The following is an 18,771-nucleotide window of genomic DNA, read 5'->3' as shown; positions in this document are numbered from 1 at the left end:
ATTTCAGCTTTGAGACTTGCAGGCTTAATTTAACTGCCAATCTCAGTTATTATACCGGACTATTTTTGATAGTATCGGTTACCCAAAAACCATTCTATTGAATGGTTTTTTTGATTTGGCCCTGGAGAGATATGTCGTTAAAGCGCGGCTTTTTTGTGATTGTTGGTTTAACCAGCGTAACGCTAGGTACAATTGGTATTGTCGTGCCATTGCTACCCACAGTGCCTTTTATCTTGCTTGCGGCATATTGTTTTGCACGCTCAAGTGACAGACTTCATCATTGGTTAATGACCCATCCATGGTTTTCTCAAGGTTTGAATGACTGGCAAAACAAACGATCAATAAATAAAAAGTTAAAGCGCAAAGCCATGATTATGACAACGTTAAGTTTCGTCGTCAGTATCGCTATCGTGCCATTATTGTGGGTACAAATCATGTTGGTTTGTATGTTATGTGTGCTATTGCTTTTTATGTGGCAGATCCCAGAGTTAGATTAAAAGTTGCTGGTATTTTGCTCGTTAGTTGCAACTCTTCTCAAACATGCTTACTATCAGCCAAATCGAGTGATATGCCAGATACTATATTTGCAAATTCAGTTTAATCAGAATTGCACCATGGCTATTAATCCATTCCTTTTTAAATAGACGAATCAATATGACTATGAATCCAACCAGCTTAGCGTTAATCAAAGACAGCATTAAAGCCATTCCTGATTATCCAATTCCAGGCATTATGTTTCGCGATGTCACCAGCTTATTAGAAGATGCAGAGGCTTATAAAGCGACCATCGCATTATTTGTTGAACACTATAAGTCGCTTGGATTTACCAAAGTGGTTGGCACTGAAGCGCGTGGCTTCTTATTTGGTGCACCATTAGCATTGGAACTGGGTATTGGCTTCGTTCCTGTACGTAAGCCAGGCAAACTACCAAGAAAGACGATTTCGCAAACCTATGATCTTGAATACGGCAAAGACACATTAGAAATCCACGTTGATGCCATCAAACCAGGTGATAAAGTGCTTGTAGTTGATGATTTGCTTGCAACTGGCGGCACTATCGAAGCTACTGTAAAGTTAATTCGTGAACTCGGTGGCGATGTTGCTCATGCTGCATTTGTTATCTCACTGCCTGATATTGGCGGCGAGAAGCGTATCGAAGCGTTAGGTATCGATATCCTAACCTTATGTGAGTTTGAGGGCGAGTAAACCTCTTTAGCACTCTACTGGGCAGGGCAGTGTTGAACATTGCTCTGCTTGCTCTATTTGTTACATCGGTTATGGCATTGACTATCGCAATGATTAACGAATAAGTTGAAACTCTTCAGATTAAACCCATCACGCTGTTCAAGGTTCCGATTCGATTTGATGGAATTGGTATAATACTTCGCCAAACCCACCCTGCAAATAGTGTATCAATAGCGCCAGAATCACTTGCATGTTATTGTTATTTTTATTTTCGGGTAAAATTAATCGTAATCATCCCGTTTTATTAAAGCTTGGGGAATTCCATGTCTTATCAGGTGTTAGCCCGTAAGTGGCGCCCTGCAAAATTTGAAGAAATGGTAGGACAATCACACGTCTTATTAGCTCTAACAAATGCATTAACTCAGCAGCGCTTACATCACGCATACTTATTTACCGGCACTCGAGGTGTAGGTAAAACCAGTTTAGCTCGGCTATTTGCTAAAGGATTAAACTGTGAACAAGGCGTAACATCAACGCCTTGTGGTATATGTTCTAGTTGTGTTGAAATTGCCCAAGGGCGTTTTGTCGACTTAATTGAAGTCGATGCAGCGTCGCGTACCAAAGTGGATGACACCCGTGAATTACTGGACAATGTACAGTACAAGCCATCACGTGGTCGCTTTAAAGTGTACCTTATCGATGAAGTGCACATGCTATCTCGAAGTAGTTTTAATGCCTTGCTTAAAACGCTTGAAGAGCCGCCTGAGCATGTTAAATTCCTGCTCGCTACAACTGACCCGCAAAAACTACCTGTTACGGTATTATCTCGCTGTTTGCAGTTTAATTTAAAAAGCCTTTCTCAAGATGAAATTGCTAAGCAATTAGACTTCATCTTGACTCAAGAGCAATTAGAGTACGAACCTCAAGCACTAGACTTACTGGCTAAAGCTGCGAACGGCAGTATGCGAGATGCATTAAGCCTAACGGATCAAGCAATCGCATTTGGCAGTGGCCAAGTAATGCATCAACAAGTTCAATCTATGTTGGGCAGTATTGATGCGCAGCAAGTGCTGGCACTATTAAAAGCACTGTGCGATGCCGATGTGGCTAATTTGATGCAGACTATTCAGCAAGTGCTTAGCTTTGGCGCTGATGCTGATGAAGTACTGCGAAGTTTACTTGAGCTGCTTCATCAAATTACCTTAACTCAATTTGCTCCAGCTGCAGCGCAACAATCATTATACAGCCAACATATTTTAGCTTTTGCTGAGCAATTAACGCCTGAGCAAGTCCAGCTTTATTATCAGTTATTGTTAACTGGCCGCAAAGAACTGGCGTTTGCACCTGACCCTAAATCAGGGTTAGAAATGGCATTGCTGCGCGCAATTGCCTTTGTACCTGAAAAACCAGTAAAGCGTTGGCACACAGATGATGCCGCGCAAATAAGTTTGCCTGCAGCACCTAGCGCCGAAACAATTGCTGCATCAGCGATTAAATCAGTTGCGACAGCGGAAGTTAAGCCTGAACTTAAACCAAAGTCAGAACCAGAACTAACACCAAAACCAGAGCTTAAACCAGAGTTTAAATCAGAGCTTAAACAGGAACTTAAACCAGAACTTAAACCAAAACCTGAGTTAATGGCTCAATCAGCTGATGCTCCTGCAACAGAAGATAAGTCTGATGCAGCGCTTGTGGCTGAACAAGCCATATTGTTAAGCCAAGCCAGCAGTTTAGGCTTTGAGCAACAAGCAGTCACTCAACAAAAGCTTGAGCAAAAGCCCGAACAAAAGCCAGAGCAAGAAGTAAAGTCGAAGACTGAACAAGTAACAAATCAAGTACCGGTACAAGAGGTGCAAACACCAGAGTCGCAGCCTCAGTTACCATCAAATGACCATGATGACATGCCGGTGGATGCTTATGAGCAATTTGCGCAAGCAAGCGCTGAAGGCTCAATGGATGATTATCAGCATGATGATATGAGTGCTTTCTCTGACAGTCAGTATACCGATGCTCCATTAACAGCGAACTCGCAACAAACGCGAGCTGTTGAAACTAACGCGGCCGTTATTTCAGAAACAGCATCTAAAGCAGCACCAAACCCTACACCAGAGCCAACGGCGGAAGAAACGGCAGATTTAGATGCTTTGCTTGATGCCGTGTTGGCCACCAATGATTCATTAAAAGCTGACGTAAACTCACTGGCAACAGAAGGTGAGCAAGCAAAAAAGCAACAGGCGGCAGCGAGTCCTAGTATAAAGGTACCCGCACCACGCAGTAAAAATGCCGCAGAAGGAAATGCAACAATTGAGTCATCTGATATAGGTGACAGCAATCAGGCAAAAACGTCGGTTGATAGTGCTGTTGACTCTGTTAATAATGAGAACGATAAAGCGCCGTGGGTTAAACCAGAAGGGGCGATTGAGCCGCCTATGGCTCAAGCCTTATTAACAAAAGAAAGCATCACTGAAAATGCTCAAGATACTGAGCAAGTTGCCCTTAATAGTGATACAAGTTCGAGTGGTGAGGCACATTCTGCTACGAATCACGTCGAACCGGTAGGACATGGTCAATCTGAGCCAGTTTCTGCAACGACTGCAGCACCTCAGTCATTAGCACCTCAATCATTAGTACCAACTGCCACGAAGGAAACACAGCCTTCAACGGCACTGGCTGTAAACGGTGAGCACGATATATCTGGTGATGAGCTAGACTTACATTGGTATAAAGTGATGGCATCGCTGAGTATTGGCGGTCGTGTAAGACAATTAGCGGTCAATTCTGTTTGTCAGCGCTTAGATAATCCCATTCCGTTATTGTTAAAGCCTGATCAGAAGCATCTAGCAGCAGATGTGGCTATTGACCAATTACAGATTGCGTTAACAGAGCATTTTGGTGAGCCAACAACTGTTGAAGTGACAGTCGGTTTAGACAGAAAACATGAAACGCCCCTAGAATTAAGAAAAAGATTCCATCGTGAATTATTAGCTAATGCAAATTACGCTTTAATTAATGATGACAAAGTACAATGGATGTTCACACGATTGGCTGCGCAGTTAAATCCGGATACCCTGGTGTATCCCGCAGAGAAATTACAGGCCATTGGTCAACAAATTCCAGCTTTAGTTGCACATTAAATGGGCTAAAGCGGTAGCAGCTTCAAAAGTTTGATAGCAATAAACTGAGATTTATTGCCAATTTATTTTTTTTCAGTAAGATTAGCCCCACTTTGGCTGCTTGCTAATAACCTAATTAAGAGAAAAGACTATGTTTGGAAAAGGCGGTATGGGCAACTTAATGAAACAAGCCCAACAGATGCAAGACAAAATGGCTAAAATGCAAGAAGAGATCGCTCAATCAGAAATGACTGGTGAAGCGGGTGCAGGTTTAGTTAAAGTCACTATGACAGGTGCACACAACATCCGTAAAGTGGATATCGATCCAAGCTTGATGGAAGATGACAAAGAGATGTTGGAAGACCTTATTGCTGCAGCATTCAACGACGCAGCACGTCGCATCGAAGAAAATCAAAAGACTAAAATGGCAGAAGTCACCGGTGGTATGCAATTACCGCCAGGAATGAAAATGCCATTCTAAGACAACAAATTACTGGCTAAGCATTTAGCTAAGCTAGATTGTTGAATCAATTAAAAGCCCAAGTCATCGACTTGGGCTTTTTGTTAGAAGCTGATTTCAACCATCTTTTACAATGCCCCCAGTGGACGTTGAGCGCCAGCATAATGGTTGCCCATTTTAATAAGTTTAGATAATAAGTGTTTAGATAATAGGTGTTTAGATAAAAGGATAATAACTTGGGTATTTTCGCTTAAAGCGGCGTTAAGTGTTCGATGTGTTCTCAAGCGCCTGTATTTCATCTGCAATTAATTCAGCCTCAGCTGTGATCATTGAATAGGATTTAATATCTCCCTTCCTTTGGGCATGCATCGCTTGTTCAAGCTTGATTTCATAGGCTTTATTGAGCTTCTTTAATGGGTCACGTTTGAATATTGACAACATGTGGTTCACCTGATGATTCATTGTTTATTTCTAATACGTTCCCCATTGAAGTTTGGTTTAACAACTAAAGTTAAAACATAGCAAACGATTAAATTTATAATATAAAGAAACCCTTGGTTGTCTTCGAGGTGTGCAGGGGGTCGGTTATATGTATAAATCTTCACAAATATCATTGTACTTTTACATACATTTTTTATATGTGCTAGTGTGCGATGACTGATAGCGAGTTGTGTTAATAATGCATTGTAAGGTACTGTACTAGCATCGGAAGTAACCAATTGGAAAGTAGGGGAATATAATGACAAGTCGTGTATATGTATTGGCTCAGTTTAAGCCGAAAGCGGGTAAGGAAGCTGAATTATTTGAAATACTGAAAGCGCTTGAGCCTGACTCATATCGTGAAAAGGGTTGTATTCAATACATGCTTACTCGACAAATCGATCATTCAAGTGCAAGTCGAAATGAATACCCAATCGTTTTTAATGAAATTTGGGATAATGCAGATTCATGGTCTGCACATGGTCGTAGGAAGCAAATTCAACATTTCTTTGAAACTCAAGTTAAGGCTGAAACGGGGTTGGTTGACGATGCTATCGTTACTGCATACACCGATGAAGGCTATGAATATGATGCCCCAATCTACGAGTAATGCCGCACTAGCGTAATTCATTTCACTCATATAACTCGTTTAACTGATTTTATTAAAAGCTTGAAGCAGAGAGCCCCTGCAGCGGGACTCTCTACTTAATATGCTCTGTGATGCTAGCCCTGTGGTTTTAGCCCCTGTGATTTTGCCTCTGTGATTTTGCCATCTCGGTTCTCTGTCTTCTCTGATGTAAGCCATCTCGCCACTCAATAAGATTTACCCACCATCAGTCCCTTTATTTGTTTTACATTATATTTTTTAAAATATTTGTCTTAAAATTTAATGATTTAATATGTCATTCATCGATGAAGTCTCATTGAGGTATGGCAGGCTACTGAGGTCATATGAGATCCAACTTAAGTATTCAATACTGTACCTCAGGTTAAAAATGTTTGACACATCTAAAAAGTAAGCATAAATTATATGCAGGTTAAATATTTTTTACATGGAGTGGGGTATAGTTAACATGAGTAATTTGCAAAAGGTACATCAGTGGTTGCAAGAAACCAGTTTTAGAGAAGTGACGCTGTCAGTGGATTTAATTGTGACGGGTTATATTTTTTATATTTATTTAAGCAGAATGTATTATGCATCAGCTGAAGAATTGGCCTCAACCGTATGGATTTCTGGAGTGTTATTGGAGGTGATCATTTATTCGGTTGTACTGATGGTCATCAGTTATATCGCCTTAGCGTTTGTGAGCGATGATGAACTTAATCAACCTATGGATGTACGTGAAAAGCAAATTAATTTAGTCGGTTATAAATACTCTGCGATGATCTTACAAGTTGGTGTTGTACTGGCAATGGTACAATATGGTATTGAACAACAGGCCGAGACGGTACTGTTTGAAACGATTCCTCATTTGCCGCTGCATATATTACTGGTGGCTTTTTTAACCGCAGAACTCGCTCATTATGGCGTACAATTATATAAAGGGCGTACGGGTGATATTTATGGGTAAAAATGATGCAGGGGTAGGGATATCTAACTCTATTCGCACCTTACGCTTTTTACATGATGAAATGACACAGAAACAATTAGCTGAATTAATTGGTGTTACAAGACAAACCGTGATGGCCATAGAGTCAAATAAGTATTCACCCACGCTGGAAGTCGCCTTTAAAATTGCAGAGGTATTTAATTTGCCATTAGAGGAGGTTTTTCGGTATCGCTCAACCGCTGATTAACTGGCTGTAAGTTTATTAATGAGTCTTATAAAGGCGAATTCTAAAGCCAATAGCCAAGATACTCTTTGCAATCTTTAACGCTTACGATAATAATTCACCCATTCTTCAGCCGATGTTTATTATCGATGCTGATACCATTTTTTAGTGCACTTGCACTGCTAAGGCAGTTTTTAGGTTATGAAATTTAGTCCTCTTGTCGATGAGTTAATTGAATCGTTACGTTGTTTACCTGGTGTTGGGCCTAAGTCTGCTCAACGTATGGCGTTTCAATTATTAGAGCGTAACCGCAAAGCTGGGCAAAAGCTTGCCACTGCGCTAGAGCGTTCGATGAGTGAAGTTGGCCATTGTCAGGCTTGTAGAACCTTTACTGAACAAGATTTATGTCCTATTTGCAGTAGCCCTAAACGCGGTACTGCAGGAACCATTTGTGTGGTAGAAACCCCTGCTGATGTGTTGGCTATCGAAGCTGGCGGCCACTTTATGGGGCGTTACTTTGTCCTGTTAGGCCATTTGTCGCCCCTTGATGGCGTCGGACCAGAAGAGTTAGGTCTGGCTTTACTTGAAAAGCATTTATCATCAGAAGATGTGACCGAACTTATTTTAGCGACTAACCCAACAGTCGAAGGCGACGCAACTGCGCACTTTATCGCTGATATTGCTCGTCGTCATAATGTGGTGATTAGCCGCATTGCCCATGGTGTTCCTGTGGGTGGAGAGCTTGAATATGTCGACAGTACCACACTGGCTTTATCATTTAATGGTCGTATTCCGTTATAAACTGATGCTTTTGATTTAACACTTCTAAGCTGATTGTTTGAATTCAAAACTGTGAATATGTCCCGAATCTAGAGTTATACATACCTAAAGAACAGTCTAATTACCATCTTCGTAGCAAAATTGAATATTAAAGGGCTAATTTAGCCCTTTTTGCGTTTTTTTTAGGCATCAGAAAAAAATCCCCTTGAAAACTCATTTTCACGCCCCATTTCCTAGGTAACAAAGAATTTTAATTGTATTGAAAACTTAACCGGTTTCAGTGCAATTGCAGTATTAACGTTAAACCAAGGGAAATTTTCATGTCTCAACAAGAAACACATGGCTTTCAAACCGAAGTAAAACAACTTCTTCATCTGATGATCCATTCTTTATATTCAAATAAAGAAATTTTCTTACGTGAACTAGTTTCAAATGCGGCCGATGCGGCTGATAAGTTGCGTTACCTTGCATTAACCGACAACACCTTATTTGAAGACGATACTGAACTGCGTGTTCGTATCAGTACCGATAAAGAAAAAGGCACCGTTACGATTGAAGATAATGGTATCGGTATGACACGTGATGGTGTGATTGAACATTTAGGGACGATTGCAAAATCAGGTACGGCTGATTTCTTCAAAAACTTGTCAGGTGAAGAATCAAAAGATTCGCAACTTATTGGTCAGTTCGGTGTGGGTTTCTACTCTGCATTTATCGTTGCAGACAAAGTAACGGTTCGTACTCGTGCAGCAGGCGCCGATGTTAACCAAGGTGTTGTGTGGGAATCAGAAGGTGAAGGCGACTTTACTGTCGATACCATTACTAAAAACAGCCGTGGTACTGAAATCACTCTACATTTACGTGATGAAGAAAAAGAATACGCAGACGATACACGTTTACGTTCAATCATTACTAAGTACTCTGATCATATCTCAGTACCAGTAGAAATGTTTGAAGAAGGCACACCTGCGGTTGAAGCGACTGAAGAGGGCGGTGAAGCGATTCCTGCCACTGAAGGTCAGTGGAAGCCAATGAACAAAGCCACTGCGCTTTGGACTCGTAGCAAGTCAGATATTTCTGATGAAGAGTATCAAGAATTCTACAAGCATATTTCGCACGATTATGGTGATGCTGCTAGCTGGTCTCATAACCGCGTTGAAGGTAAGCAAGAGTACACAAGCTTATTGTATATCCCAAGTAAAGCGCCGTGGGATATGTTTAACCGTGATGCGAAAAACGGTCTTAAATTATTTGTTCAACGTGTATTCATCATGGATGACGCAGAACAATTCATGCCGACTTACTTACGTTTCGTTAAAGGGTTAATCGACTCAAACGATTTACCATTAAACGTGTCTCGTGAAATTTTACAAGACAACAGCGTAACCAAAGCACTTCGTGGTGGCGTGACTAAGCGTGTATTAGGCATGCTTGAAAAAATGGCTAAAAATGATGCTGAGAAGTATCAAACATTTTGGGCTGAATTTGGTCAAGTATTAAAAGAAGGACCAGCAGAAGATTTCGCTAACCGCGAACGCATCTCTGGTTTACTTCGCTTTGCTTCAACGCACAATGACACTGCAGCCACTGACGTATCGCTAGATGACTACATTAGCCGCATGAAAGAAGGTCAAGACAAGATTTATTACATCGTGGCAGACAGCCATGAAGCGGCAGCAAACAGCCCACACCTTGAATTGCTGCGTAAGAAAGACATTGAAGTACTGTTAATGTCAGAGCGTATCGATGAGTGGTTAATTAACCATTTAACTGAATTTAAAGATAAGAAACTGCATTCAGTAACCCGTGGTGATTTAGAACTTGGCGAACTTGAAGATGCAGCTGAAAAAGAAGCTCAAGAAAAATTAGCTGGTGAAGCTGAAGGGCTAGTTGAGCGTATGAAAACAGCATTGGGCGCTAAAGTTGCAGACGTTAAAGTGACGTCTCGTTTAACTGATACGCCTGCGTGTGTTGTTGCTGGTGAAGGTGAAATGTCATCGCAAATGATCAAGTTGATGCAATCAGCTGGTCAGCCAGTACCTGAGTCTAAGCCAACGTTTGAAATTAACCCGCATCATCCTCTTGTTGAGCGTTTGAACAATGAGCAAGATGAACAGTTATTTGCTAACTGGGCTGACTTGTTGCTTCAGCAAGCACAACTTTCTGAAAAAGGCAGCTTAGCGGATCCATCTGCATTCATTAAGCTAACCAATGAAATGCTAGTTGCTAGCTTGAAGTAAACATTCTTCATTATAAAAAAGCGGACCGAGTGTCCGCTTTTTATTAGCATTCATTTATAGCCAGTGTGATACTGGTTTGAAGGATAGCTAACAAGGATCCACGATGGAACATATTATTAATTTAACCAAAGAGAACATTCAGCAGGTTGTTGATGCCTCAATGGATAACTTTGTTGTTATGTCTTTTTGGGCGCAGCAACAGCCTGAAAGTGTGCAAATGCTGCAGCTGATGGAGCAAATTGCCAACGAGCAAGCGGGTCGCTTTATTCTCGCTAAAGTGAACTGCGAAGCTGAGTTAGAAATTGCTAACTACTTTCAAATTCAAAGTTTACCGACGCACCTTGTGTTAAATAAAGGCCAACCGATAGATGGTTTTGCTGGTACTCAAAGTGCCGAGCAAGTTAATGAACTATTGAATAAGCATTTACCCGCACTATGGGTTCAAGATGTGAACGCCGCTAAAGCCATTTTAGCTGACGAAAATGTCACTAAAGAAAAGTTAGAAGAAGCGTTAGCACTACTAAAAAGCGGTTACGCCGATTCAGGTGAAAAAGCAGAGGTTGGGTTATATCTTGTTGATACCTATTTACAACTGGGGGTATTAGCAGAAGCGAAAACCCTACTGGCAACAATAGGCCTTGCCGATCAAGACAGTTATTATCAAAATCTTAAAGCTAAACTGACTTTGGCTGAAGATGCCGCTGACACTCCAGAAATTCGTCAGTTACAACAAGCCCTTGAGCAGCAACCAGACAATGCTGAACTTTCAATTGATTTAGCCAAAGCGCTTAATCAAGCTAATCGCGGTGAAGAAGCACTAGACAGTTTATTTGTGATTTTACAAAAAGATTTGTCGGCAGCTGATGGCAAAGTCAAACAAGTGTTTATGGAAATACTTACAGCGTTAGGCCAAGGCAACACCTTAGCGAATCAGTATCGCCGTCGTTTATATAGCTTACTGTATTAAACGCAACCCTTTTATGTACGTCATGACGTATTAGATATTGGTCTAACTCTTTCGCTTTTAACCTTCTAAACAGAGGTTAAATGTGCGAGAATCGCGGCCTAAAAATATGAAAGCAATAAAGAGGACTTTTGAGATGCGCATTATACTATTGGGTGCCCCTGGTGCCGGTAAAGGTACACAAGCTCAGTTTATTATGGAGCAGTACGGTATCCCACAGATCTCAACTGGTGACATGCTTCGTGCAGCAATTAAAGCTGGCACAGCATTAGGCTTAGAAGCCAAATCAGTGATGGATGCGGGCCAGTTAGTATCAGATGATCTAATTATTGGTTTAGTTAAAGAACGCATTGCACAAGATGATTGTGTTAAAGGTTTCTTATTAGACGGTTTCCCACGCACAATTCCTCAAGCAGATGCGATGGTTGCTAATGGTATCGAAATTGATCACGTTATCGAAATTGATGTACCAGACGAAGAAATCGTTAAACGTATGAGTGGCCGTCGTGTTCACTCTGGTTCTGGTCGTGTTTATCACCTCGTTTACAACCCACCAAAAGTGGAAGGTAAAGATGATGTGACGGGTGATGATTTAGCTATCCGTCCTGATGACGAAGAAACCACAGTACGTAAGCGTTTAGGTATTTACCACGAGCAAACTAAACCGTTAGTAGAGTACTACGGTAAAGTGGCTGCTGAAGGTAATACTCAGTACACTAAGTATGATGGAACACAAACTGTTGCCGCTGTAAGCGAGCAAGTTAAACAGTTACTAGGTTAATCGCCTACGTTATGTGTTAAACAACGGTATCCAATTGCTGTTGTTCATAAAAAAGCCTGCATTGCAGGCTTTTTTATGGCATAAATAAAATCAACATCACAAAATATAACAAAGATAGATATCTATCTTGGTGTTGATTGTTTTTGTGTTAAAATTAGCTTATTGGTAATAAGCAAAATGCCGTTTCAATCCATTATCCTTTATAGCACGGATGCCTACTCAGAGAGTTTAAGATGAAGTTTCCTGGTCAACGCAAATCTAAGCATTATTTTCCGGTAAATAACAGAGATCCGTTACTGGCTCAGTTAACCCAACAAGAGCAGTCAGTATCGACTTATATTTGTGGTATCGACCAAACCTTGGTAGATATTGAAGCTAAAGTAGAAGACGAGCTATTAAGCCGTTATGGTCTGCCAAAAGGGAATTCAACCCTGATTGATGACCAACAAGCCCATGAGCTTTATCATGAGCTAAAAAACAATGAGATGATCAGTGACGAGTTTGCTGGTGGCACCATTGGCAACACAGTTCACAACTACTCCATATTGGCTGATGATCGTTCAGTACTGTTCGGCGTGATGAGCCAAAATATCATGGTTGGTAGCTATGCATACCGTTACCTATGTAATACCTCTTCGAAAGTTGATTTAAACTACCTGCAACCCGTTGATGGCCCTATTGGCCGTTGTTTTACCCTTATCTCTGAAGATGGCGAAAGAACATTTGCGATTAGTAAAGGTTCAATGGATAAACTCACCCCTGAGTATATTGATAAGGAAGTGGTACAAAACAGTTCAGCTTTAGTGATCACGGCGTATTTAATGCGTGCAAGTGAAGGCGATGGCATGACATCAGCTGCGATGCAAGCGATCGAGTATGCTAAAGCTGCAGATGTGCCAGTAGTGCTTACATTAGGTACGCGCTTTTTAATTCAAGAAGATCCAAAATGGTGGCAGGATTTCATTCGTGACAATGTGACTATTTTGGCGATGAATGAAGATGAAGGCGAAGCGTTAACAGGCTTTAGTGACCCGTTACTAGCGAGCGATGCAGCACTAGAGTGGGCTGATATGGTACTTTGTACAGCAGGTCCGTTAGGCTTATACACTGCAGGTTATACTGAAGATTCTGAAAAACGTGCAACGAGCCATACTTTATTGCCGGGCGCCATTCCAGAATTTAACCGTTTCGAGTTTTCTCGTCCTAAATTAAAAGCAGATTGTGAAACGCCGATAAAAGTATTTGCGCATATTTCTCCTTATATGGGCGGGCCTGAATTAATCAGAAATACCAATGGTGCAGGCGATGGCGCATTAGCTGCATTACTGCATGATTTATCGGCGAATACCTTCCATAAAACCAACGTACCTGGTTCAAGTAAACATCAGCGTGATGGTTTGTGTTATTCGTCATTCTCGCAAGTATGTAAATACGCTAACCGTGTAGCCTATGAAGTATTAGCACAACATAGCCCAAGATTGTCTCGCGGTCTTCCAGAACGAGAAGATAGCTTAGAAGAGTCATACTGGGGAAGATAATATTTCTGCAGTTTTACAACGTTTTTAAATTTGTTTAAAAGGCGACCATAGCAGTATGGTCGCCTTTTTTATTGGCATTGATAATAAGTAAATAAGCACAAGATGTACTTGGTTGATGAGATAAAATTAAGTAGGATGTTGAGGTAACTGGCAACTACCTCGTTGTAAGTAGAATTATTGGCCAGTGAACAACTGCTAATAAAAATGGCAACTAAATCAAATTCTAAAAGCTAATTGGAGAGCATTGTGAAGGGACAAATCTTAAGAGAGATGAAAGTACTTAAGGCTATTGAACCAGCTTATGAAGTTGAGCGCCGAGTGGCTTTTCTTAAAACTAAATTAGTTGAAGCGCACGCTCGCTGTTTAGTGTTAGGTATCAGTGGTGGTGTTGACTCATCTGTCACGGGAAGATTATGTCAATTAGCGGTTGATAGCTTAAATGAATCAAATTCAGAGCAAGTTTATCAATTCGTAGCAGTGCGCTTGCCTTATCAAGTTCAAAAAGATGAAGATGAAGCGCAATTGGCTTGTCAATTTATCCAGCCTTCAAAGCAAGTGACCGTCAATATTGCTGATGGTGTGGTTGGTGTGCATAACGCTACAGTATCTGGGCTTGAGGATGCTGGGATCGCGGTAGCTGAAAATGACAATCTCGATTTTGTTCGTGGTAACGTTAAAGCCCGTATGCGAATGATTGCTCAGTATCATATTGCTGGCCTTACTGGTGGTCTAGTGGTCGGCACCGATCATAGTGCTGAAAATATTACTGGTTTTTACACCAAGTTTGGTGATGGCGCTTGTGATTTAGCGCCATTATTTGGGTTAAATAAACGCCAAGTACGCCAGCTAGCGAGCTTTTTAGGTGCGCCAGATGTACTTGTTAAGAAAGCACCAACAGCGGATTTAGAAGATGATAAACCGCAACTTGAAGATGAAGTCGCACTTGGGCTTTCATATGATCAAATCGATGACTTTTTAGAAGGTAAAACCGTTGATTCGAGCGTAGAAGACAAATTAATTGGCATCTATAAACGCACTCAGCATAAACGTCAGCCGATCCCAACGATTTATGATTAACATTTGTGGTGACTGACTAAACGAGTATCCTTTAAAGCAGCTTGTTAATGTAATCTCTGACGACACTTATTTGTTGATTCGAAAATTGACGATAGTCTAAATATGGCGTAATAAGTACCTGCTTATGCGCCATTATTTTTTGTTTTTCATCTATTGGCTTAGCGTTCAATATAGCTTGATTTATATCGAAATTGTTTAATGACTCAGCCTTTGGCAAAGCGTGCTGTTGCAACTCCTCTAACGCCTGTTGACCACAAATTATATGCACTTTTGCATCAGGATTAAGCGTGCTGTGGTTGATTAATAATTTAACGGTTAACTTTTGGGGTGATGGTAAAAATAGATCTTCTCGGCATTCTCGCCACGCATCTGCAGAATCAGAGTGGGCAATAATTTTAGCCATAATAGTGACAATTTTTCGCCAATGATTGCCGTTTAGCTCAATAATTTGTTTGATAAAGTGCGGGTTATCATAGTGAATATTGGCTGGTAGAGTCGGTGGGTTAGGTAAGTAAAATGCGATGTCAGTATTTTTATTACCGATACAAATCGATTGGGTATTTTCTAACGAGAGGTTTGATGTCATATTATTGTCTGTTAATTCAATCATTTTTCTTAGATTATCATTAATATAAGCTAGACTATAACTCACTATTAGCCATATCAGTAAGCTCAATTTTTAGTTGTTTAATTGTAAATAGTATCAAGGACAGATTGATGAAAGCCATTGTTATAGGCTCAACAAAACATGCATTATTTTTTGCTATTTACGGTTTTATAGGCAGTGTCATCGCTTTATTGGTTGCCATCGTTTGGTTACTGAATGCTCGCGCAGAATTAGACCCTTGGCATACCACCCATTTAACACAAGAATTTCATCAGCAATCTGGTATAAACACTTTTACAGAGTACCTCACTCTAGAAGACAAACTCTTTGCAGAGCTTGATAGCAAAATTTATCAACAATATATTCCCGAGATACCTTCAGTGATTAACCGTTATGAGTCGGGGAGTTTGTCAGATCCTAATATTTGGGACATTAATTGGAACCGTTCTTTTGAATGGCAAAATGAACAAGCCGAGTTTGGTGTGTTATTCATTCACGGTATGTCTGACTCACCTTATGCTATATCGCATTTGGCAAAAGAGTTTAAACAATCTGCGCATGTATTAGGTTTACGCTTGCCTGGACATGGCACTATTCCTGCTGGATTGGCTGAAATCACTTGGCCAGATCTTGTGAGCGCAGTAGCACTAGCAACCAGTCATATGAAGGCTAAACTGAATGGTAAACCTTTATATGTCGTGGGCTTTTCAACGGGAGCAGCGCTGGCGTTAAACCTAGAGCTCGAACGCATTGCATCGAATAAGTCAGCCGATTACCAAGGTATGGTGTTTATCTCGCCAGCGATAGGGCTTGCACCAATTGCTGCTGGAGCAAAATGGCAAGCATTGCTTGGAAATGTATTAGGTTATGAAAAGCTATTTTGGAATAGTATATCGGTTGAATATGACCCGTTTAAATATACTTCATTTGCAGTTAATGCGGGTGATGTGGTTTATCAATTAGCCCAGCGTAACCTTGATATTGTCCAATTACTAACGCAAGAACAGAAGCAACATATCCCGCCTGTATTGACCTTTCAATCTATCGCTGATGATACGGTTTCTTCAGCTGCAGTGATCCAGAATTTATATCAGTACCTGCCAGAAAACAAACATCGTTTAGTTGTATTTGATATTAACCGTAACCCCAATAACCATCAGTTAATCACTAATGATCCACTTAATGAAATGGCATCACTTTGGGCTGATTTGCCGATGAATTATCAGCTGAATATGATTGAGAATGATCGTGAACGCGATCATTATGTTCAGGAGCGGATCTTCGTAGGAGGAGAAGTTAAAGCTGAAAATGGGATGCCTTTAGCATGGCCATTAGGCGTTTATTCATTATCACATGTGGCTTTGCCGTTTCCTGAATTAGATCCTTTATATGGACCACATTATCAAAAGCAAAACCCTCATATTCAAATTGGCCAAGCTATATTTAAGGGGGAGCGAGGCCTATTTGGGATCCCCGCAGCTGAAATGTTAAGGCAAAAATGGAACCCTTTTTACCCTTATATGATTGAACAAATGGAACTGTTTATTAAACCTTCTGCTCAATAGTGTCATCATTCACGATATTAATGATTACTTTATTCCTGCCTTGCTCTTTAGCTGCATAAAGGTTGTCATCGGCAACTTTTATCCAGACATCGATGTCAGCGGAAAAACTCGCATTAGCTGTAATCGCACCAATACTGGTCGTGACTGAAAATTGCTGATTATCTGTAGGAGAGGTAATAACCAACTCTGATAATTTTTGTTTGAAATTATTTAAATGTTGCTCAATTTTAAGTGCGTTAGACAGTGGCAAGATAAGCATAAACTCTTCTCCACCGTAACGGGATACAATATCAGTATCACGCTTAAATTCATTTTGAAGTAATGTAGAAACAACACGTAAACACTCATCACCAGCAAGGTGACCATAAGTATCATTCACTTTTTTGAAGAAGTCCAAATCAAGAATAACGATAGTTATTGCATGCTCGCCGCGTAAACAAAAGTCCAATAAGGCATCAAATTTATCTTCAGCATAACGGCGGTTTTTCAAACCTGTTAGTGGATCTTCCTCAACTAAAGCGAGTAACTTTTGATTGGCTTGTTCTAATTCATCAGTGCGGATAGCAACGGTTTCTTCAAGCTCAAGTTGATGCTTTAATAAGGCTCGTTTACTTGAGGTTAAGCGTTGATATAAGTTAAACACTTCTTTCGATGAGTTCTCATCGACAACTTGGCTTTTTAATTCCTCATTACTCATTTCACCAAATTGATTGGCGACGATTTCTAATGGGGCTGTCAGTAGCTTACATACCTTTCTCGAAATGAGTGAAGTTAATATAATTGAGATGATGAGCAGGATAAATGTCCCCAGCATTTGGGTTTCTGCTGTTTTTAACAGTGGAGATAAAGGTTGAAGTACATAGAGCTGCCAGCCATTATTTAACTGCTTTTTAGCATAGACATGATCGGGTGATGTCGATTCGAAATTACTAATTTTTATCACGTCTAAGGCTGTGTGATAGTTGCCTTTATCATCAGAATACTGAAACTCTTGATGTTCTGTTAATCCAAGTTCTGGAGTAGCATAAATAATGTGATTATTTTCATCCACCAATATCAGCATCTCTTTATCTCCAAAAGTATTCTTATTATCAATACTGGAAAAGAAACGTAAATCTAATGAGCCTTCGATAATACCTGTAACATTGATTTTATTATTAGCGCTATAAAACGGTGCGCTAATTGCGACAATGGAATCGTTACCAAATCCGCGTCCTTGAAAAACTGATGAGACAAACAAACGACGATTGTGGAATGATTCAATAAAGTAATCTCTATCCTTTATCGACATATCTTTGAGTTGGTTATTTTCGTCCAACATCATTGCACCTGGACTGCCTGCAACGACCTTTGCATCATTATTTGCAATCAACATGGTGATAAAGCTCGGATAATTACTGTGTAACTTACTTATCATTGGCTGCCAAGAGTCGGCATTGCTATTAGCCAAACTAAGGAAGTTTGCCGCGTTTTCAATGACCTTCTTGTGATTTTCAATATACTGCTCGGTAGCAGAGCTTAGATGCACTGTGGTATCGGTTAAGTTACGCTGCAATAAGGTTTGCTGCTTTGCTAAAAATAAATAGTTAAAGGTTAACGCAGAAATAAGTAAACATAAGGTCAACATCAAAGTCATGAAGTAGGTGACTTGGCCATTAAAAGAGCGACGTGCTTTGGGAGTGCCTTGACCGTTGATTGACCAAAGCTTAGGAATTAACACAATCAATAATGAACCTAAACTCGCGTAGATGAGCCCATTAATACTTTGTTTGATGATGGCAAACAACATATGACTATCGGGAAGGTCACTGAAGGTTATCATATAAAGATATGTCAATGGCATGCCAATGGTCAGCCAATATAAAGCGCTACCATATAATGGATATACCCCTTTTCTGCGGGAATAGCCGATAAACAGGGCTTCGACACCAAAAATTAAATAGACGTGCGGGCTGTCCCAGGTGAACATTAACCCTGAAGCACTCAAGAGTGCGGTAATTAGGGCGTATCCAGGACCTAAAATTACAGCAGAGATAATTGTAAAGGTGTTACCAAGCACCAATTGGACATTGGCAAAAATAGGAATGGGGTAACAATTGATAATAAAACCAATCACACCTAAAACAAGTGCAAATACGAGGTGTTGAGAGTTGAAGCTTTTGTTATTCAATGAGTCATCCTTTTCATTATTCTAAAAAATATTACCTG

At 40.4% G+C, this 18,771-nt stretch carries 17 protein-coding genes; 14 read left to right on the top strand and 3 right to left on the bottom strand.

Annotated features, from left to right (window positions below):
• Positions 1 to 131 precede the first annotated feature (131 nt).
• The 4 genes from LMH66_RS05310 to LMH66_RS05295 all read left to right on the top strand — a co-directional run bounded on the left by LMH66_RS05310 (position 132) and on the right by LMH66_RS05295 (position 4,779).
• Positions 132 to 497: a YbaN family protein gene (locus LMH66_RS05310; RefSeq protein ID WP_102528419.1), complete on the top strand. Its 366-nt coding sequence runs from the start codon at positions 132 to 134 to the stop codon at positions 495 to 497.
• Positions 498 to 654: 157 nt separating this feature from the next.
• Entirely contained in the window at positions 655 to 1,206 is a 552-nt protein-coding gene (gene apt / locus LMH66_RS05305; protein ID WP_198589576.1) for an adenine phosphoribosyltransferase, read from the top strand.
• 302 nt (positions 1,207 to 1,508) lie between these two features.
• Entirely contained in the window at positions 1,509 to 4,319 is a 2,811-nt protein-coding gene (dnaX, locus tag LMH66_RS05300; RefSeq protein ID WP_229368821.1) for a DNA polymerase III subunit gamma/tau, read from the top strand.
• A gap of 130 nt (positions 4,320 to 4,449) precedes the next feature.
• Complete coding sequence (locus LMH66_RS05295; RefSeq protein ID WP_102528417.1) at positions 4,450 to 4,779, top strand: YbaB/EbfC family nucleoid-associated protein; 330 nt, start codon at positions 4,450 to 4,452, stop codon at positions 4,777 to 4,779.
• A gap of 240 nt (positions 4,780 to 5,019) precedes the next feature.
• Here the strand turns inward: LMH66_RS05295 and LMH66_RS05290 are convergent, their stop codons facing one another.
• The gene (locus LMH66_RS05290; protein WP_229368820.1) at positions 5,020 to 5,199 is read right to left on the bottom strand and encodes a DUF6435 family protein; all 180 of its coding nucleotides are present in this window, start codon (positions 5,197 to 5,199) and stop codon (positions 5,020 to 5,022) included.
• A 298-nt stretch (positions 5,200 to 5,497) separates the two neighbouring features.
• Between LMH66_RS05290 and LMH66_RS05285 the strand changes: the two genes are divergently transcribed.
• From LMH66_RS05285 to nadE, 9 genes are all read left to right on the top strand, one after another.
• Entirely contained in the window at positions 5,498 to 5,848 is a 351-nt protein-coding gene (locus tag LMH66_RS05285) for a putative quinol monooxygenase (protein WP_229368819.1), read from the top strand.
• 463 nt (positions 5,849 to 6,311) lie between these two features.
• Positions 6,312 to 6,809: a hypothetical protein gene (locus tag LMH66_RS05280; RefSeq protein ID WP_229368818.1), complete on the top strand. Its 498-nt coding sequence runs from the start codon at positions 6,312 to 6,314 to the stop codon at positions 6,807 to 6,809.
• Entirely contained in the window at positions 6,802 to 7,035 is a 234-nt protein-coding gene (locus tag LMH66_RS05275) for a helix-turn-helix transcriptional regulator (protein ID WP_102528413.1), read from the top strand. Before LMH66_RS05280 ends, LMH66_RS05275 begins: the two co-directional genes overlap by 8 nt.
• Before the next feature lie 177 nt (positions 7,036 to 7,212).
• Complete coding sequence (recR, locus tag LMH66_RS05270) at positions 7,213 to 7,812, top strand: recombination mediator RecR (RefSeq protein WP_102528412.1); 600 nt, start codon at positions 7,213 to 7,215, stop codon at positions 7,810 to 7,812.
• Positions 7,813 to 8,111: 299 nt separating this feature from the next.
• Positions 8,112 to 10,031, top strand: a complete 1,920-nt coding sequence (htpG, locus tag LMH66_RS05265) for a molecular chaperone HtpG (protein ID WP_102528411.1) — start codon at positions 8,112 to 8,114, stop codon at positions 10,029 to 10,031.
• A 103-nt stretch (positions 10,032 to 10,134) separates the two neighbouring features.
• Complete coding sequence (locus LMH66_RS05260) at positions 10,135 to 10,998, top strand: co-chaperone YbbN (protein ID WP_229368817.1); 864 nt, start codon at positions 10,135 to 10,137, stop codon at positions 10,996 to 10,998.
• Positions 10,999 to 11,131: 133 nt separating this feature from the next.
• Complete coding sequence (adk, locus tag LMH66_RS05255) at positions 11,132 to 11,776, top strand: adenylate kinase (RefSeq protein WP_102528409.1); 645 nt, start codon at positions 11,132 to 11,134, stop codon at positions 11,774 to 11,776.
• A 233-nt stretch (positions 11,777 to 12,009) separates the two neighbouring features.
• Positions 12,010 to 13,314, top strand: coding sequence for an inosine/guanosine kinase (locus tag LMH66_RS05250; protein ID WP_229368816.1), 1,305 nt, complete (start codon positions 12,010 to 12,012; stop codon positions 13,312 to 13,314).
• A 246-nt stretch (positions 13,315 to 13,560) separates the two neighbouring features.
• A complete protein-coding gene (gene nadE, locus LMH66_RS05245; RefSeq protein ID WP_229368815.1) occupies positions 13,561 to 14,391 on the top strand; it encodes an ammonia-dependent NAD(+) synthetase in 831 nt (276 codons plus the stop codon).
• Between the two features lie 31 nt (positions 14,392 to 14,422).
• Here nadE and LMH66_RS05240 read toward each other — a convergent pair whose 3' ends face one another.
• On the bottom strand, positions 14,423 to 15,001 hold the full coding sequence (locus LMH66_RS05240) for a DUF6942 family protein (protein WP_229368814.1): 579 nt from the start codon (positions 14,999 to 15,001) through the stop codon (positions 14,423 to 14,425).
• Positions 15,002 to 15,108: 107 nt separating this feature from the next.
• Here LMH66_RS05240 and LMH66_RS05235 point away from each other — a divergent pair, with 107 nt between their 5' ends.
• Positions 15,109 to 16,563 carry an alpha/beta hydrolase gene (locus LMH66_RS05235; protein ID WP_229368813.1) on the top strand — a complete coding sequence of 485 codons (1,455 nt, stop codon included), beginning with the start codon at positions 15,109 to 15,111 and terminating at the stop codon, positions 16,561 to 16,563.
• Here LMH66_RS05235 and LMH66_RS05230 read toward each other — a convergent pair.
• Positions 16,544 to 18,733, bottom strand: coding sequence for a sensor domain-containing diguanylate cyclase (locus LMH66_RS05230; protein ID WP_229368812.1), 2,190 nt, complete (start codon positions 18,731 to 18,733; stop codon positions 16,544 to 16,546). The genes LMH66_RS05235 and LMH66_RS05230 overlap by 20 nt on opposite strands.
• Positions 18,734 to 18,771 lie beyond the last annotated feature (38 nt).

The sequence above is a fragment of the Shewanella sp. 10N.7 genome (genome assembly GCF_020806285.1).
GTDB classification, from domain to species: domain Bacteria; phylum Pseudomonadota; class Gammaproteobacteria; order Enterobacterales; family Shewanellaceae; genus Shewanella; species Shewanella electrodiphila.
Note: the sequence above shows the minus strand (reverse complement) of the source record. Positions and strands in the feature narration are given on the sequence as shown.

What these genes read in the sequence shown, in the direction of transcription:
- LMH66_RS05310 (WP_102528419.1), top strand. Translation starts at nt 132, where the DNA reads ATGTCGTTAAAGCGCGGCTTTTTTGTGATTGTTGGTTTAACCAGCGTA.
- apt (WP_198589576.1), top strand. Translation starts at nt 655, where the DNA reads ATGACTATGAATCCAACCAGCTTAGCGTTAATCAAAGACAGCATTAAA.
- dnaX (WP_229368821.1), top strand. Translation starts at nt 1,509, where the DNA reads ATGTCTTATCAGGTGTTAGCCCGTAAGTGGCGCCCTGCAAAATTTGAA.
- LMH66_RS05295 (WP_102528417.1), top strand. Translation starts at nt 4,450, where the DNA reads ATGTTTGGAAAAGGCGGTATGGGCAACTTAATGAAACAAGCCCAACAG.
- LMH66_RS05290 (WP_229368820.1), bottom strand. Translation starts at nt 5,199, where the DNA reads ATGTTGTCAATATTCAAACGTGACCCATTAAAGAAGCTCAATAAAGCC.
- LMH66_RS05285 (WP_229368819.1), top strand. Translation starts at nt 5,498, where the DNA reads ATGACAAGTCGTGTATATGTATTGGCTCAGTTTAAGCCGAAAGCGGGT.
- LMH66_RS05280 (WP_229368818.1), top strand. Translation starts at nt 6,312, where the DNA reads ATGAGTAATTTGCAAAAGGTACATCAGTGGTTGCAAGAAACCAGTTTT.
- LMH66_RS05275 (WP_102528413.1), top strand. Translation starts at nt 6,802, where the DNA reads ATGGGTAAAAATGATGCAGGGGTAGGGATATCTAACTCTATTCGCACC.
- recR (WP_102528412.1), top strand. Translation starts at nt 7,213, where the DNA reads ATGAAATTTAGTCCTCTTGTCGATGAGTTAATTGAATCGTTACGTTGT.
- htpG (WP_102528411.1), top strand. Translation starts at nt 8,112, where the DNA reads ATGTCTCAACAAGAAACACATGGCTTTCAAACCGAAGTAAAACAACTT.
- LMH66_RS05260 (WP_229368817.1), top strand. Translation starts at nt 10,135, where the DNA reads ATGGAACATATTATTAATTTAACCAAAGAGAACATTCAGCAGGTTGTT.
- adk (WP_102528409.1), top strand. Translation starts at nt 11,132, where the DNA reads ATGCGCATTATACTATTGGGTGCCCCTGGTGCCGGTAAAGGTACACAA.
- LMH66_RS05250 (WP_229368816.1), top strand. Translation starts at nt 12,010, where the DNA reads ATGAAGTTTCCTGGTCAACGCAAATCTAAGCATTATTTTCCGGTAAAT.
- LMH66_RS05240 (WP_229368814.1), bottom strand. Translation starts at nt 15,001, where the DNA reads ATGATTGAATTAACAGACAATAATATGACATCAAACCTCTCGTTAGAA.
- LMH66_RS05235 (WP_229368813.1), top strand. Translation starts at nt 15,109, where the DNA reads ATGAAAGCCATTGTTATAGGCTCAACAAAACATGCATTATTTTTTGCT.